The organism is Neisseria sicca (assembly GCF_017753665.1).
GTDB classification, from domain to species: Bacteria; Pseudomonadota; Gammaproteobacteria; order Burkholderiales; family Neisseriaceae; genus Neisseria; species Neisseria flava.
In genome coordinates, this window is sequence record NZ_CP072524.1 from 459,907 (window position 1) to 474,959 (window position 15,053).

At 50.4% G+C, this 15,053-nt stretch carries 14 protein-coding genes and 3 tRNA genes; 10 read left to right on the forward strand and 7 right to left on the reverse strand.

Translation table 11 applies throughout. The features are described from left to right. Positions 1-8: 8 nt before the first annotated feature. From J7445_RS02160 to J7445_RS02190, 7 genes are all read right to left on the reverse strand, one after another. Complete coding sequence (locus tag J7445_RS02160) at positions 9-992, reverse strand: ribose-phosphate pyrophosphokinase (RefSeq protein WP_016687469.1); 984 nt, start codon at positions 990-992, stop codon at positions 9-11. Between the two features lie 244 nt (positions 993-1,236). Then, positions 1,237-1,312 (reverse strand) — tRNA-Gln (locus J7445_RS02165). Positions 1,313-1,323: 11 nt separating this feature from the next. Further along, a tRNA-Gln gene (locus J7445_RS02170) sits at positions 1,324-1,399 on the reverse strand. 11 nt (positions 1,400-1,410) lie between these two features. Then, positions 1,411-1,486: transfer RNA gene (locus tag J7445_RS02175), tRNA-Gln, on the reverse strand. A gap of 6 nt (positions 1,487-1,492) precedes the next feature. Next, the gene (gene ispE, locus J7445_RS02180) at positions 1,493-2,338 is read right to left on the reverse strand and encodes a 4-(cytidine 5'-diphospho)-2-C-methyl-D-erythritol kinase (RefSeq protein ID WP_070655993.1); all 846 of its coding nucleotides are present in this window, start codon (positions 2,336-2,338) and stop codon (positions 1,493-1,495) included. A 27-nt stretch (positions 2,339-2,365) separates the two neighbouring features. Beyond that, on the reverse strand, positions 2,366-2,953 hold the full coding sequence (lolB, locus tag J7445_RS02185) for a lipoprotein insertase outer membrane protein LolB (protein ID WP_070655995.1): 588 nt from the start codon (positions 2,951-2,953) through the stop codon (positions 2,366-2,368). A 54-nt stretch (positions 2,954-3,007) separates the two neighbouring features. Then, positions 3,008-4,867, reverse strand: a complete 1,860-nt coding sequence (locus J7445_RS02190) for a tetratricopeptide repeat protein (protein ID WP_070655997.1) — start codon at positions 4,865-4,867, stop codon at positions 3,008-3,010. Positions 4,868-5,042: 175 nt separating this feature from the next. On the opposite strand from J7445_RS02190, the gene J7445_RS02195 reads away from it, so the two are divergent. The 10 genes from J7445_RS02195 to dapE all read left to right on the forward strand — a co-directional run bounded on the left by J7445_RS02195 (position 5,043) and on the right by dapE (position 14,415). Continuing rightward, complete coding sequence (locus J7445_RS02195) at positions 5,043-5,660, forward strand: CoA pyrophosphatase (RefSeq protein WP_209283114.1); 618 nt, start codon at positions 5,043-5,045, stop codon at positions 5,658-5,660. Between the two features lie 192 nt (positions 5,661-5,852). Then, positions 5,853-6,716 (forward strand): UTP--glucose-1-phosphate uridylyltransferase GalU, encoded by an 864-nt coding sequence (gene galU, locus J7445_RS02200; protein ID WP_070491298.1) that lies wholly within the window; start codon positions 5,853-5,855, stop codon positions 6,714-6,716. A 116-nt stretch (positions 6,717-6,832) separates the two neighbouring features. Then, positions 6,833-7,576 carry a pseudouridine synthase gene (locus J7445_RS02205; protein WP_070491300.1) on the forward strand — a complete coding sequence of 248 codons (744 nt, stop codon included), beginning with the start codon at positions 6,833-6,835 and terminating at the stop codon, positions 7,574-7,576. 439 nt (positions 7,577-8,015) lie between these two features. Then, positions 8,016-8,933 carry a 4-hydroxybenzoate octaprenyltransferase gene (ubiA, locus tag J7445_RS02210; RefSeq protein ID WP_070655999.1) on the forward strand — a complete coding sequence of 306 codons (918 nt, stop codon included), beginning with the start codon at positions 8,016-8,018 and terminating at the stop codon, positions 8,931-8,933. Between the two features lie 437 nt (positions 8,934-9,370). Then, positions 9,371-9,820, forward strand: coding sequence for a PTS IIA-like nitrogen regulatory protein PtsN (ptsN, locus tag J7445_RS02215; protein WP_070656001.1), 450 nt, complete (start codon positions 9,371-9,373; stop codon positions 9,818-9,820). A gap of 3 nt (positions 9,821-9,823) precedes the next feature. Further along, entirely contained in the window at positions 9,824-10,786 is a 963-nt protein-coding gene (gene hprK / locus J7445_RS02220; protein WP_003743927.1) for an HPr(Ser) kinase/phosphatase, read from the forward strand. Next, positions 10,767-11,621 (forward strand): RNase adapter RapZ, encoded by an 855-nt coding sequence (gene rapZ, locus J7445_RS02225; RefSeq protein ID WP_070656003.1) that lies wholly within the window; start codon positions 10,767-10,769, stop codon positions 11,619-11,621. The genes hprK and rapZ overlap by 20 nt, the downstream gene beginning before the upstream one ends. Positions 11,622-11,768: 147 nt before the next feature. Further along, positions 11,769-11,999 carry a protocatechuate 3,4-dioxygenase gene (locus tag J7445_RS02230; protein ID WP_070656005.1) on the forward strand — a complete coding sequence of 77 codons (231 nt, stop codon included), beginning with the start codon at positions 11,769-11,771 and terminating at the stop codon, positions 11,997-11,999. Between the two features lie 159 nt (positions 12,000-12,158). Next, positions 12,159-13,100, forward strand: a complete 942-nt coding sequence (gene ylqF / locus J7445_RS02235; RefSeq protein ID WP_049225888.1) for a ribosome biogenesis GTPase YlqF — start codon at positions 12,159-12,161, stop codon at positions 13,098-13,100. 169 nt (positions 13,101-13,269) lie between these two features. Further along, the gene (gene dapE / locus J7445_RS02240) at positions 13,270-14,415 is read left to right on the forward strand and encodes a succinyl-diaminopimelate desuccinylase (protein ID WP_070656007.1); all 1,146 of its coding nucleotides are present in this window, start codon (positions 13,270-13,272) and stop codon (positions 14,413-14,415) included. The last annotated feature ends 638 nt before the right edge of the window (positions 14,416-15,053 follow it).

The following is a 15,053-nucleotide window of genomic DNA, read 5'->3' on the forward strand; positions in this document are numbered from 1 at the left end:
CTTCGGGGTTATGGCAGCAACATGCTGCCTGTCATCACTTCTTCATTGAAAAGATATGAGACGGATTCTTCATTGCTGATGCGGCGGACCGTTTCAGCCAAAAGGCCGGCAATCGTCACTTGACGGATACGGTCGCATTGTTTGGCCGCTTCAGACAGAGGGATAGTGTCGGTAACAACAACTTGGTCAATTTCAGACGAGGCAATACGGCTGACTGCCTCTCCTGAGAATACGGCATGGCTGGCATAAGCCAAGACTCGCTCCGCGCCACGCTCTTTCAAAGCGACGGCGGCTTTACACAGCGTATTTGCAGTATCAATCATGTCATCGACAATCAGGCAAGTACGGCCTTGGATGTCGCCGATAATGTTCATAACTTCCGCTACATTGGCTTTCGGGCGGCGTTTGTCGATAATCGCCAAATCGGCATTTAATGATTTGGCCACAGCACGGGCACGGACTACGCCACCGATGTCCGGGCTGACTACGGTCAGGTTTTCAATCCGCTGCTGTTTGATGTCATTCAACAGAATAGGAGTGGCATAGATGTTGTCGACAGGGATATCAAAGAAACCCTGAATTTGGTCGGCATGCAGATCAACGGTCAAAACGCGGTCGATACCTGCCGAATACAACATATTCGCCACCAGTTTGGCGGAAATCGGAACGCGCACGGAACGCGGACGGCGATCTTGCCGTGCATAGCCGAAATAAGGAATTGCTGCGGTAATACGACCGGCTGAGGCGCGCTTCAGCGCATCTGCCATTGTCAGGATTTCCATCAGGTTGTCGTTAGTAGGAGCGCAAGTAGGCTGCAGAATGAAAACGTCACGACCGCGTACATTTTCCATCAATTCAACGGCAATTTCGCCGTCTGAGAATTTGGATACTGTGGCCTCGCCCAATGAAATATCCAAGTGTTTGACAACACGTTGTGCCAATTCCGGATTTGCATTACCGGTAAATACCATCAAACTGTCGTATGCAGCCATATCTTCACCTGATTTTATGTTTAACTTCCGCTCAGAAAACGTCATGCTTCCCTCTGCTTTATGTCTAAGACATTATGGGCGTTATTATACGCATAATGACCGGCATAGTGAATTAAATTTGTGGCGTGACATCGCTATCGCGCCTCATTTCAATCCAAATTTATCACTATAAAACAAAGTTTTTCAGCGTTATCATTGATTTTCAACATAAAAGAGCGTGTAAGGAAACTTACACGCTCTTATTTGGCTGGGGAGGAAGGATTCGAACCTTCGCATGCTGGAATCAAAATCCAGTGTCTTAACCGCTTGACGACTCCCCAATAAAGGGTGCTGGCTGGGGAGGAAGGATTCGAACCTTCGCATGCTGGAATCAAAATCCAGTGTCTTAACCGCTTGACGACTCCCCAACAAAGGGATTTGGCTGGGGAGGAAGGATTCGAACCTTCGCATGCTGGAATCAAAATCCAGTGTCTTAACCGCTTGACGACTCCCCAACTTTATCAAATCATTTGAAACAAAGGATGAACGTCTAAACCTTCAACACAATATGCTTCATATGATTGTGAAACTTGTTGGTATATATTGTTTGCTTCTTGCTGGCTATCCGTAGAGAGAAATATACACGCTCCAGATCCTGTCATTAATGCAGAACCATATTTGGATAATTCACAATAAGCTTTCCAAACTTTAGGATATTCCTCAAAAACAACAGCCTGCATATCATTTCTAAACGGCTGCAAAGAATGGAAAGTCGGCATTATGCTTGGTTTGGAATTTCGTGTCAAGTTTTCATGCGAGAAAATTTTGGGAGTGGAAACATGGGCCTTGGGTTTGATGACGACATACCATTGCTTCGGTATGTCAATAGGGGATAATTGCTCGCCTATGCCTTTGGCAAAGGCATTTTTGCCAAAAATGAAGAAGGGAATATCTGCCCCCAGGGTCGCACCTAAATCAATTAACTGTTGGCGGGATAATCCGCATTCCCACCAATGGTTCAATACGGTGAGTATGGTTGCTGCATCTGAGCTGCCCCCTCCCAAGCCGGCTCCTGTCGGGATTTTTTTATCCAACCAAATTTCAACACCTAATTTTGAGTTAGTGTGTTTTTGCAGTAAAGATGCGGCACGGTATGCCAGGTCTTGTTCCGGTGGAATATCGCCTGTCGGTGTGTGAAGTATGATAAGGTCGTCTGAGCGTGGTTTCAGATAAACGGTATCGCATAAGTCAATCAGGCAGAAAATGCTTTCTAGGTTGTGGTAGCCATCTGCGCGTTTTCCGGTGATTCTGAGATCTAGGTTGAGTTTGGCAGGAGCCGGGAAGGCTTGTGCTTCGTTTGGAATCATTTTGTTTACGGTTGTCTGGCAAGATAGTTATTTTCTGGCGGCACATTGGGTTTGGGTGTCGCCCTCGGGATGATCGTCGAGATTGTCAAATGCCAAGCGCAGAGTGAGTTTCGGGCTTTCCAATAGGAGGGTTTTGGGTTTGCCGTTGCTGTTGAGTGTGCGGGAAATTGTCCAGTCGAATTGTTGCAGGCGGCTGTCCGGGAGCAGTTGGTATGGTGCGCTGGCTACACGTTTTCCGCTTGCCCAAATGTGTAGGTATTGAATGGGGAGTTCGAATCCCAATAGGCGGTTGCTAAGTTCTTGTGCCGTGGAGGCTTCATATGTACGGCCTTTGTTATCGACAGCCAATACGCCTTGATTGTCTTGACACAACTGCCCTACGGTGCTGCCGATTGGGGTGTTGATGTTGATGGTTTGGACTTGGTTTTGGTATGTCCAATCGAAGTTGGCGTAAGAGCCTTTGCCTTCAAGTTTGACGGCAATTCGTCCTTCGGCAGAAAAATCGTTGACTGTTTCAGCCGGTTGCCAACCATTTTGCTGCGGGAGATCGGGGCGGGCGCAGGCGGTGATGAGGAGGGTTAGGGCGGCTGCAGATAATATGTTGGTCTGTTTCATGATAAATCCTGTGCAGGGGAAGGGTCGTCTGAAAAGTTTTCAGACGACCTGTTTTTATTTTGTTTTAGCGGAAGGGTGTTTTTTGCGCGGGGGAACGGGGATGTTGAATCTGCGCATGGTTTTTTTCAATAAACCGATGTCGCCTTCTTGTTTCAAACCTTCGGTCCAAACGGCTTTGGCATCTTCTTGCTTGCCGAGCTTCCACAAGACTTCGCCCAAATGCGAGGCGACTTCGGCGTCGGGATATTGCTCGAAGGCGTATTGCAGGTAGGGCAGGGCGGTTTCGGCATCACCTTTCAGATAATATGCCCAACCGAGACTGTCGTTGACGGCGGGATTTTCCGGCTCAACCTGATACGCGGTCTGAATCAGTTTGAATGCTTCGTTTAAATCATATTTCGGGGAAGAAAGCATGATGTAGCCTAGTGCGTTCATGCCGCTGGTGCTGTCGGGGGATATTTCCAACTGGCGGCGAAGGTCGGCAATGGCTTTGTCGCGCTCTCCAATTTTGTCGTAAACCATGGAGCGTTGATAGAGAATGTCGGGCAGCAATTGGTTGGCATCAGGCTGTTTGGAAGCTTTTACCATGAGTGTATTCAACTCTGATAGTGCTTTTTTTGGGTTGTCATGTTTGGCGATGGCGAACAGGGAAACACGTTGCAATTCGCGCGCACCGAAAAAGCGTCCTTGCTGCTCGGGCAGTTTGAGCGCACGTTGTACCAATTCCCACGCGGCTTTGCCGTTGCCTTGTTCGGCTTCGAGCGAGGCGCCGAGAACGGTTTTGTCGAAAATGTAATCCGCAGAATTGATTTTGCCGAGCCATTGTTTGGCCTTGACGTAATCTTTGGCATCGGCATAAGTCATGGCGCCGATCAGGGCGGCACGGCTTTGTTGTTGGCTTGTGCCGGATTGGTAGGCTTTTTCGAGGTAATGGTTGACAACGGATAAGTCATCTTTACGGCTGGAGGATAGTATCGCAGCCTGTATAAACAAATCGGGCGAGGGGTTGTCTTCCAGTAACGTTTTCAGACGACTGTATGCCTTGTCGGGACGGTGGTTGGCAACCAGGTTGGTGATTTCAAGCTCCTGCCATACGGATGACAGTTTGCGCGTGTCGGTTTGTTCGAAGAATCCGTTGAGGATTTCCGGACTGCGTTGCGCCATCAGGCGCAAGGTGAGCATGGTCGGGGGCAGGATTTCAGAATCCAGTTTGGCAAGTCTTTGCAGGGCGGCAATGGCATTTTTTTTCTTGCCGTCGTATGCGCTGTAAATGGCATCTGCAATCGCCGCTTCAGGCATTTCAGGGTATTTGAGTGTTTCTTTATGAACTTGTGCCGAGGCCTTTTCTGCCAAATCAGGCTGCTGGACGGCGGTTTGGGCGAGAAGCAGGAAAATACGGCGGTTTTGTTCTTCAGTAGCGCCTGCAAGGACTTCATCCAAGCCGCTGAGGTGTTTGTCGTTTTTTCCGAGCAGAAGGTCGCGCAGCCAGGTCATGCGTTTTTGTGCTGCACCCGGAACAGGTTCGATTTCCCGCCATTTTTGATAAATCAATTCGGCCTGTTCAAATGCATTGAGTGAAACCGCCATTTCCAATGCGCGTTCTGCTACGTCGGGTGATTTTGTGCGGTCGAGCATATGCATATAGGTGCCCAAGGCCATACCGGCATCCCCTTTTTGCAAAGCCATCTCGCCGCCTAAAAGCGTGAAAACTTTCCAAGCGCGATCGTTTGCAGCAATCAAGCGTTCTTGTTCGGCGAGCCTTGCTTCAGGCGTACGGCGGTTTTTTTTCTGAATGGTTTGGGATTGGATTTTGACTTCTGGTACAGATTCTTGTTTGGCGGCGATGGTTTGGGTAGAAAAAAGCAGCATGACGGCGGCTGTCAGTGTGCGGATATGGGACGGAGACAAAAACATGATAAGCCTTTATTCAAAAAAAACGGACTGAAGCGCAGATAATCCGTCGTGAAAACAGCCGATACTTTATCACAAGCGCTTGTCTTTGTAGATTCGTGAGCTTTAAGCAACCGTAAACCTAATGTAATATTCTTTTTTCAGACGACCTATCAATCATTGTTTTCGGAGTCTGTATATGGAGATGAGGCAGACCGATCTTGTGGATTTTTTCGGGCAGGCATTTCGTTATGCCAGCATAGCGCAAGAGGAACGAAACCGTTTTGTCCGGCAGAAAGGTAAAACAGCCGCCGTTTTGCTGGCTATCGTTCGGCGGGAAGGGCAGTGGCAAATTGTGCTGACGCGTCGCGCCGATACCCTGCGACACCATACCGGGCAGATTGCTTTTGCCGGCGGCAGGTCAGACGAAGGGGATAAAGACTTTATCGTGACGGCATTGCGTGAAACTGAAGAGGAGACAGGAATTACACCGCATTTTTGGCAGGTTTTTCCACTGTTGCCGCCTTATTACACGCCGTCCGGTTATGAAGTGCATCCGGTTTTGGCACTCTGTCCGGAAAATCCGCCAACTTGCGTCAATAGTGGTGAAGTGGCTGAAATCTTCTACTTGCCATTGGATTTTGCATTAGATATGGACAACTATGGCAGCCGCAGCTTCATCTATGAAGGCAATATGATCGCTACGCCTGTTTTGCCGTATTTGCATTACGATATTTGGGGATTAACTGCACTGATATTGTATGGGTTGGCAGAACGTTACCGGTATTATTGTGCCGGTCGGAAGGGCATAAAGTGAAAATACGGACACAGGATTTTGCTGTGCTTTACTGTTGGAGTTGTTACAGTGAAATTGTGTCATGATAAAATTAACACATTGATGATTATTACAAAATCATTTTTTTTGACAATGTGGTCTGGGAATGAAGCCGACGAATTATTGTGCGCCCGGATAGCTGGTACTTTGAAATATAAAGTAAGAGGAAAGTTTATGAGACCGATTAAAAAAGCCGTTTTCCCCGTAGCCGGTATGGGTACGCGCTTTCTGCCTGCCACCAAAGCCAGTCCGAAAGAAATGCTGCCTATCGTCGATAAGCCGTTGATTCAATACGCGGTAGAAGAAGCAGTAGAAGCCGGTTGCACAGAAATGGTGTTCATTACAGGCCGCAACAAACGCAGCATCGAAGACCATTTCGACAAAGCCTACGAGCTGGAAACCGAGCTGGAAATGCGTCAAAAAGATAAGCTGCTGGAACACGTCAAAGACATTCTGCCTTCTAACATTACCTGCCTTTACATTCGTCAAGCCGAGGCTTTGGGTTTAGGACACGCCGTATTGTGCGCCCGTGCCGCAGTGGGCGACGAACCCTTTGCCGTTATTCTCGCCGACGACCTGATTGATGCACCCAAAGGCGCACTGAAGCAAATGGTTGATATTTATAATCAAAGCGGTAACAGCGTTTTGGGCGTGGAAACCGTTGATCCGTCACAAACCGGCTCTTACGGCATTGTAGAAGTGGAAAAATTAAACAGCTTTCAACGGATTACCAATATTGTAGAGAAACCGAAACCTGAAGAAGCACCGTCCAATCTTGCCGTTGTCGGCCGTTATATCCTGACTCCTCGCATTTTCAGCCTTCTGGAAAACCTGCCGCGCGGTGCAGGCAACGAAATCCAACTGACCGACGGCATTGCCCGCCTGTTGGATCACGAGTTCGTTCTCGCACATGCCTTCGACGGCAAACGCTACGACTGCGGCAGCAAACTGGGTTATCTCGAAGCTACCGTTGCCTACGGCTTGAAACATCCGGAAACCGGCGTGCAGTTCCGCGAACTCTTAAAACAATATTCTTAAGCCTGATCTAGTCTTGAAAAGATAAGGTCGTCTGAAAGAGTCTCTTGATTTCTTTTCAGACGACCTTTCCTATTGCAGTGATATAATCCGTTTTCTCTTTTAAATTCAGACATATTATGGACAATACATCCGAAGAAACCATGCGTCTTTCCAAGCGTATGGCGCAATTAGGCTTATGCTCGCGCCGCGAGGCAGACAGCTACATCGAGCAAGGCTGGGTCAAGGTCAACGGGCAAACCGCCGTACTCGGTCAGAAAGTAACCGAACGCGACCGCATCGACCTCAACCGGCAGGCGCATGAAAGACAGGCAGAGCGCGTTACCATCCTGCTCAACAAGCCCGTCGGCTACGTCAGCGCGCAGGCGGAAAAAGGCTACAAATCCGCTGCCGAGCTGATTACTGCGGACAACCGTTGGGAAGGCGACGACAGCCGCATTCCGTTCAGCGAAAAACACAAATTCGGCTTGGCGCCCGCCGGACGGCTGGACATCGATTCCGTCGGATTGCTGGTGTTGACGCAGGACGGGCGCATCGCCAAGCAGCTTATCGGCGAAAACAGCGGCAGTGAAAAAGAATATTTGGTGCGCGTGCGCGGCAAATTGGACGAAAAAGGGCTTGCCCTGCTTAACCACGGATTGAGTTTGGACGGCGAGAAACTGCGCCCCGCCAAAGTAGAATGGCAAAACGAAGACCAGTTGCGTTTCGTGTTGAAACAAGGCAAAAAGCGGCAAATCCGCCGTATGTGCGAACTTGTCGGTTTGCGTGTCGTCGGGCTGAAGCGGATTCGGATGGGTAAAGTCAAACTGGGCAAACTGCCGCCCGGAAAATGGCGTTATCTGCGGGCGGATGAGTCGTTTTAAACGTGTTAACCGCTGCTGCTTGCAGTACAATAGGAATAGGTCGTCTGAAAATTGTGGCACATTTTCAGACGACCTTGTTTTTGGGAAAACCGATTATTTGTTTTGTAATAAAGAAGGATTTTTTCGTATTAAATGGATGATTTAGGTAAGTTGGGTATGTGGTAGAAGAGTGGTGCTTTTAAAGTGATTTCTTATTGGTTTTTGAGTATTTTATTTTAGATGTTTGTATTGTATTTTCTAGAATCATTCCCAGACTTCCAAATAGCACCCTGTTTAATTTTTGTCATAAATGTTTAAATTTAATCATCATTCTTGAAAATTAGCTTATAATAGGCAAGTTTCCGTTGAAACAGTTACAAAAATTTTAATAAGGTAACGGCAAAGTCTGAAAAGGGATGCGAGGTTTGTCCGGGTTTGCCATAGAATTTAAATTACCTACATGAAGATAAGACGTTTTCTCCTACATTTTCTCAACCGCCACGCCGTTGCCCGCATTTTGGTATACGGCAAGCTGATGCGCATCGACAAGCCCATTGGCACGTTGTTGCTGCTTTGGCCGACCTATTGGGCGTTATGGGTTGCTTCGGAAGGCATTCCGCAAGCGGATATTTTTTGGGCATTTACCGCCGGTACATTCTTTATGCGCAGCGCAGGCTGCGTGATCAATGACTTTGCCGACCGCAATTTTGACGGCTCGGTCGAGCGCACGAAAAACCGCCCCTTTGCCCGCGGGCTGGTTTCTAAAACCGAAGCGATTCTGCTGACGATCATTCTTTGTCTGCTCGCCGCCCTCTGCATGACACCGCTGAACCTGTTGACTTGGGTAATGAGCGTTCCCGCGCTGTTTCTGGCGATGACTTATCCTTTTACCAAGCGTTTTTTCCCGCTGCCGCAGTTTTATTTAGGGCTGGCGTTTTCTTTCGGGATTCCGATGGCGTTTGCCGCCGTCCGCAGCGGCGTGCCTTCTACGGCGTGGCTGATGTTTACCGCCAATGCTTTATGGACGCTTGCCTACGACACGATTTATGCGATGGCGGACAAGGAAGACGATTTGAAAATCGGGATCAAAACTTCGGCAATCACGTTCGGCGATCACGATATTTCCGCTTCCATGCTCTGTCATTTTTGGTTTACCGCGCTGATAGCGGTGTTGGGCGTGAAAATCGGTGCGACATGGCCGTATTGGATCATGCTGCCTGCGGTAGCGTGGCTGCAAATCGGTCAATACCATGCCATCAAAACCCGCGACCGCCAGACTTGTTTTAAAGTGTTTTTGGATAACAACCATATTGGTCTGCTCTGTTTCTTGGGTCTGTCGGGGCATTATTTGTGGACTGTGGCTGCTACACGATTGTAAGGCAATAGAATGGATAACACGTCGTCTGAAAAGGGTTTCAGACGACGTTTTGTGTTTTTAGGGAAGGGCGGATTGATGATGGCGCTGGGTTTTATAGTGGATTAACTTTAAACCAGTACGGCGTTGCCTCGCCTTAGCTCAAAGAGAACGATTCTCTAAGGTGCTGAAGCACCAAGTGAATCGGTTCCGTACTATCTGTACTGTCTGCGGCTTCGTCGCCTTGTCCTGATTTAAATTTAATCCACTATATCTGGTATCCGAACCCGTAATAAACCACTTGCCGCCGTTTTCAGACGACCTTGTGTATGGGTTAAGAAATATCAAAGAAGCAGCGTTTCTTGTTAGCAATCTGAGTGTAAATTGCGTGTTCAGGATTGAGGTTTGTACAGACAGTCGGTACAATTCCATTTCATTTTGCCACATCAAAAGAGATTTCTATGAGCCTTATCGGCGAAATTTTGCCTTTGTCCCATATCGTTTTAGACTTGGAAGTCGGCAGCAAAAAACGCTTGTTTGAAGAAGCGGGCCTGCTGCTTGAACATGAAGCAGAATTACCTCACGGCGATGTCTTCGATTGCCTGTTTGCCCGCGAAAAGCTGGGTTCGACCGGCTTGGGTCAGGGCGTCGCCATTCCGCACGGCCGTCATGCCTGCGTGAAAAAAGCTACCGGCGCGTTTATCCGCACGAAAGAACCGGTTGCTTTCGATGCGCCCGACGGCAAACCCGTATCCCTGATTTTCACTTTGCTGGTGCCGGAAAATGCGACCAGCGAGCATTTGGAAGTCTTGTCCAAACTGGCGGGCAGATTCTCGCAAAAAGCCGTCCGTGAAGCCTTGATGTCCGCAACCTCTGCCGAGGAGGTGCGCAAACTTCTGGCAGAAGAGTAAAAAATGCCCAGTATATCGGTCCGCCGCCTGTTTTCCGATAATCAGCACAAGCTCCAACTTGCTTGGGCGGCAGGCAATTCGGGTGCGGACAACCGCATCGGAGTAGAGGCCGACAAACCCGTTTTGGCGTTGGTCGGCCATTTGAATTTTATCCATCCCAATCAAATCCAAGTCGTCGGCGTTGCCGAAGCCGAATATCTCAAGCGCCTCGAATCGGGCGAGTTGAATTACGACTTCGGCGAACTCTTTGATATTCCCATGTCGCTGGTCATCGTTGCCAACGGTCTGGCGGTTTCGCCCAAATTGCGCGACTACTGCCATAAAAACGACATCCCGCTGCTGACTTCCAAGCTCGAAAGCCCGTATTTGATGGATGTGTTGCGGATTTATCTGCAACGCACGTTGGCGACTTCCATCGTCAAACACGGCGTATTCCTCGATGTATTTGAAGTCGGCGTGTTGATTACCGGTCATTCCGGCTTGGGTAAAAGCGAGTTGGCGTTAGAATTGATTTCGCGCGGACACAGTCTGATTGCCGATGATGCGGTCGAGCTGTTCCGTACCGGCCCCGAAACGCTCGAAGGCCGCTGCCCGCCGATGCTGCGCGATTTCCTTGAAGTGCGCGGTTTGGGCATACTCAACATTCGCCACATTTTCGGCGAAACTTCTATCCGTCCGAAAAAAATCCTCCAACTGATCATCAACCTTGCCGCTGCCGACGACGATTACATGAAGCAGCTTGACCGCTTGAGCATACGCACGGAAACCGAGTCCATCCTCAATGTGAACGTCCGTTCCGTCACCCTGCCAGTCGCCGTCGGTCGAAACCTTGCGGTATTGGTTGAAGCGGCGGTGCGCAACTACATCCTCCAGTTGCGCGGCAAAGACAGCACCAAAGAATTCCTCGAACGCCATCAAACACAACTCAAAGAAAACGAACAAAACCATGAAAATCGTCCTGATTAGCGGATTGTCCGGCTCGGGTAAGTCCGTTGCCCTCAAGCAGCTCGAAGACCTCGGCTATTTTTGCGTGGACAACCTGCCGCTGGAAATGCTGCCCTCGCTGGTGCTGCACCACATCGAACGTGCCGATGAAACCAAACTCGGCGTGAGCGTCGATGTCCGTTCCGGCATCAATATTCAGGAAGCGCAAGAGCAAATCCAATACCTGCGCGATGAAGGGCATCAGGTCGAAGTATTGTTTGTCGAAGCAGAAGAAAGCGTGCTGGTGCGCCGTTTTTCCGAAACGCGGCGCGGCCATCCGCTGTCCGGATTGAGCCTTACCCTGTTGGAAAGCCTGCAAAAAGAACGCGAATGGCTATTCCCGCTCAAAGACATTGCCTATTGCATCGACACATCCAAAATGAACGCGCAGCAACTGCGTTATGCCGTTCAACAATGGCTCAACATCGAACGCAGGGGGCTTTTGGTAATCCTTGAGTCTTTCGGTTTCAAATACGGCGTGCCGAACAACGCCGATTTCATGTTTGATATGCGCAGCCTGCCCAATCCCTATTACGATCCCGAGCTGCGCCCCTACACCGGCATGGACGCTCCCATTCAAGCGTATCTCGACCAACAGCCCTTGGTGCAGGAAATGGTGGACGACATCGACCACTTTATGAACCACTGGCTCCCGCGCCTGCAAAAAGAAAGCCGCAGCTACGTGACCATCGCCATCGGCTGTACCGGCGGGCAGCACCGTTCCGTCTATGTCGTCGAAAAACTCGCCCAACGCCTACAAGGGCATTACGAATTGCTGGTCCGTCACAGACAGGCGCAAAACCTGTCCGGACGCTGATTCCCCTTTTCAGACGACCTTTTCGATATATAGTGGATTAACAAAAATCAGGACAAGGCGGCGAAGCCGCAGACAGTACAAATAGTACGGCAAGGCGAGGCAACGCCGTACTGGTTTAAATTTAATCCACTATAAAAGGAGAAACCCATGAAACACATCCTCACCCTCGCACTCGCCTGCACGCTCGCCGCCTGCGCCGCAGAAATCCCCGCCTACCGTTGGCACCGCACCGGCGCGAGCGAATCCGAAGTTTCCCGCCAAATCAACGTTTGCAAATCACAAGCGCAACACGACGCCAAACATGGGCGCGAATCCAAATCCCTCGAACAATGTATGGACGAAGCCGGCTACTACCGCTACGAACGCGGCAACCTCTAAACCTTGAGCACCCTCAACAAAAAGGTCGTCTGAAAAACCGCGAAGGCTTTCAGACGACCTTTGCACAGAAAACGGACAAACCTCAAGGTCGTCTGAAAATCCCCCCCCCTAACCACTTTTCAGACGACCCCACCGCAAATCAGACAGAAAGAACAAAACATGGCAATCCAATGGTTTCCCGGCCACATGAACAAAGCAAAAAAAGCCATCGCTGAGCGCGCCAAAAGCGTCGACATGGTGATTGAAATGCTGGACGCGCGAATGCCTGCCTCCAGCGAAAATCCCCTGCTTGCCCAGCTTTCCAAAGGCAAACCCAAACTCAAAATCCTAAATAAACAAGACCTTGCCGACCCTGAGCGCACCAAAATCTGGCTCGAACACTACAACAGCCGCCCCGACACCCGCGCCATCGCCCTCGATTCCTCCGAAACCGGCGCACACGGCAAAATCACCCAAGCCTGCCGCGCCATGATTCCCCACCGCCAAGGCATAGACAAACCCCTGCGCGTCCTCATCTGCGGCATCCCCAATGTCGGCAAATCCACACTCATCAACGGCATGATAGGCAAAAAATCCGCCAAAACCGGCAACGAACCCGGCATCACCAAAGCCGAACAACGCCTTTTCCTCGCCGACGACTTCTGGCTCTACGACACACCCGGAATGCTGTGGCCGAAAATCATCGTCGAAGAAGGCGGCTACAACCTTGCCGCCGGCGGTGCAGTCGGACGCAATGCGCTGGACGAAGAAGAAGTCGCCCTCGAGCTCCTAGACTACCTCCGCCGCCACTACCTGCCCATGTTGCAAGAACGCTACCAAGCCGACAAAGACCCCAGCAGCCACTGGGACGACAATTCATGGCTCGAATGGATAGCCAAAAAACGCGGCGCAGTCTTGAGCGGCGGACGGGTCAACTACCAAAAAGCCGCCGAAAACATCCTCACCGACTTCCGCGAAGGCAAAATCGGCAGAATCACCCTAGAAACGCCGAACCAATGGGAAACATGGCTCAAAAAAGCCCGCCAAAAAGAAGCCGAACTCAAAGCCATACGCGAAGCCAGAAAAGCGGAACGCAAAGGGCAGAAGCCTGCGGACGAGTAGGGCGGTGTGGTGGGCTAAAATAGAAAATATTCCGTGTCTCCATTTCCGTATAGCAATGAATTCAAGCATCGGACGCTATATAATTTGCTATAAAAAGGTCGTCTGAAACCCGAAACTGATTTTCAGACGACCTGTTCCAAATATTCACAATCAACAAGAAAACCAAAAAATGACCGAAACCCAATCCCTAGAACTCGCCAAAGCGTTGATTTCCCGCCCGTCCGTTACCCCCGACGACCGAAATTGCCAAAAACTGCTTGCCGAACGCCTGCACAAAATCGGTTTTGCGGCTGAAGAACTCCATTTCGGCGACACCAAAAACATCTGGTTGCGACGCGGCACGAAAGCTCCTGTCGTCTGTTTTGCAGGGCATACCGACGTCGTGCCGACAGGCCCTGTTGAAAAATGGGATTCGCCCCCGTTCGAGCCGACCGAGCGCGACGGAAGATTATACGGGCGCGGCGCGGCGGACATGAAAACCAGCATCGCCTGCTTCGTTACCGCCTGCGAACGCTTTGTTGCCGAACATCCCGACCACCAAGGCAGCATTGCGCTCCTGATTACTTCCGACGAAGAGGGCGACGCGCTGGACGGTACGACCAAAGTCGTCGATGTATTGAAAGCGCGCGACGAGCTTATCGACTACTGCATCGTCGGCGAACCGACCGCCGTGGACAAATTGGGCGATATGATTAAAAACGGCCGACGCGGCTCGCTGTCGGGCAACCTGACCGTCAAAGGCAAGCAAGGCCATATCGCCTATCCCCATTTGGCAATCAACCCCGTCCACACTTTTGCCCCGGCCTTGTTAGAGCTGACGCAGGAAGTCTGGGACGAAGGCAACGAATACTTCCCACCGACCAGCTTTCAAATTTCCAATATCAACGGCGGCACAGGCGCGACCAACGTCATTCCGGGCGAGCTGAACGTCAAATTCAATTTCCGCTTCTCCACCGAGTCCACCGAAGCAGGGCTGAAACAACGCGTCCACGCCATTTTGGACAAACACGGCGTGCAATACGATTTGCAGTGGTCGTGCTCGGGGCAGCCCTTCCTGACCCACGCGGGCAAACTGACCGACGTGGCACGCGCAGCCATTGCCGAAACCTGCGGCGTAGAGACCGAATTGTCCACCACCGGCGGCACTTCGGACGGACGCTTCATCAAAGCCATTGCGAAAGAACTCATCGAATTAGGCCCGTCCAATGCCACCATCCACCAAATCAACGAAAACGTGCGGCTGGACGATATTCCGAAGCTGTCGGCGGTGTATGAGGGGATATTGGCGCGGTTGTTGGCTGAAAAGGCCGTCTGAAAAGAAGATGGGCTATCGGATATGGATGTCCGATAATTTGATTAGATCTAACGTGAGTTTGAGATAACGCATTGATTTTTATGTAGAGCGATTTATTTGAACGGCAATCCATTCCCTCTCCCGTGGGAGAGGGTTAGGGAGAGGGTATTAGGGCGGCAACGGAAATATTGTCTGTATCTGCCCCGTTTTACCCTCTCCCCGACCCTCCCCCGCAGGGGAGGGAGCCAAGTTGCAGGCACGCCGACGGAATTTGGCTTTGCATCAACTGCCTTATTTCGAACGCACGTCAAACTTAAATTTGTAAGGCCGTCTGAAAAGCAGATTGCTTGTCGGATATGGATGTCTGACAATTTGATTAGACCTAACGTGAGTTTGAGATAACGCATTGATTTTTATGTGGAGCGATTTATTTGAACGGCAATCCATTCCCTCTCCCGTGGGAGAGGGTTAGGGAGAGGGCATTGGGTCGGCAACGGAAATATTGTCTGTATCTGCCCCGTTTTACCCTCTCCCCAACCCTCCCCCACAGGGGAGGGAGCCAAGTTGCAGGCACGCCGACGGAATATGGTTGAAACCCGGCCCCTCAGGGCAGTAGAATTTTGTTTATTTTTTGGGAAGTAACCCCTTCCAAATCAGGG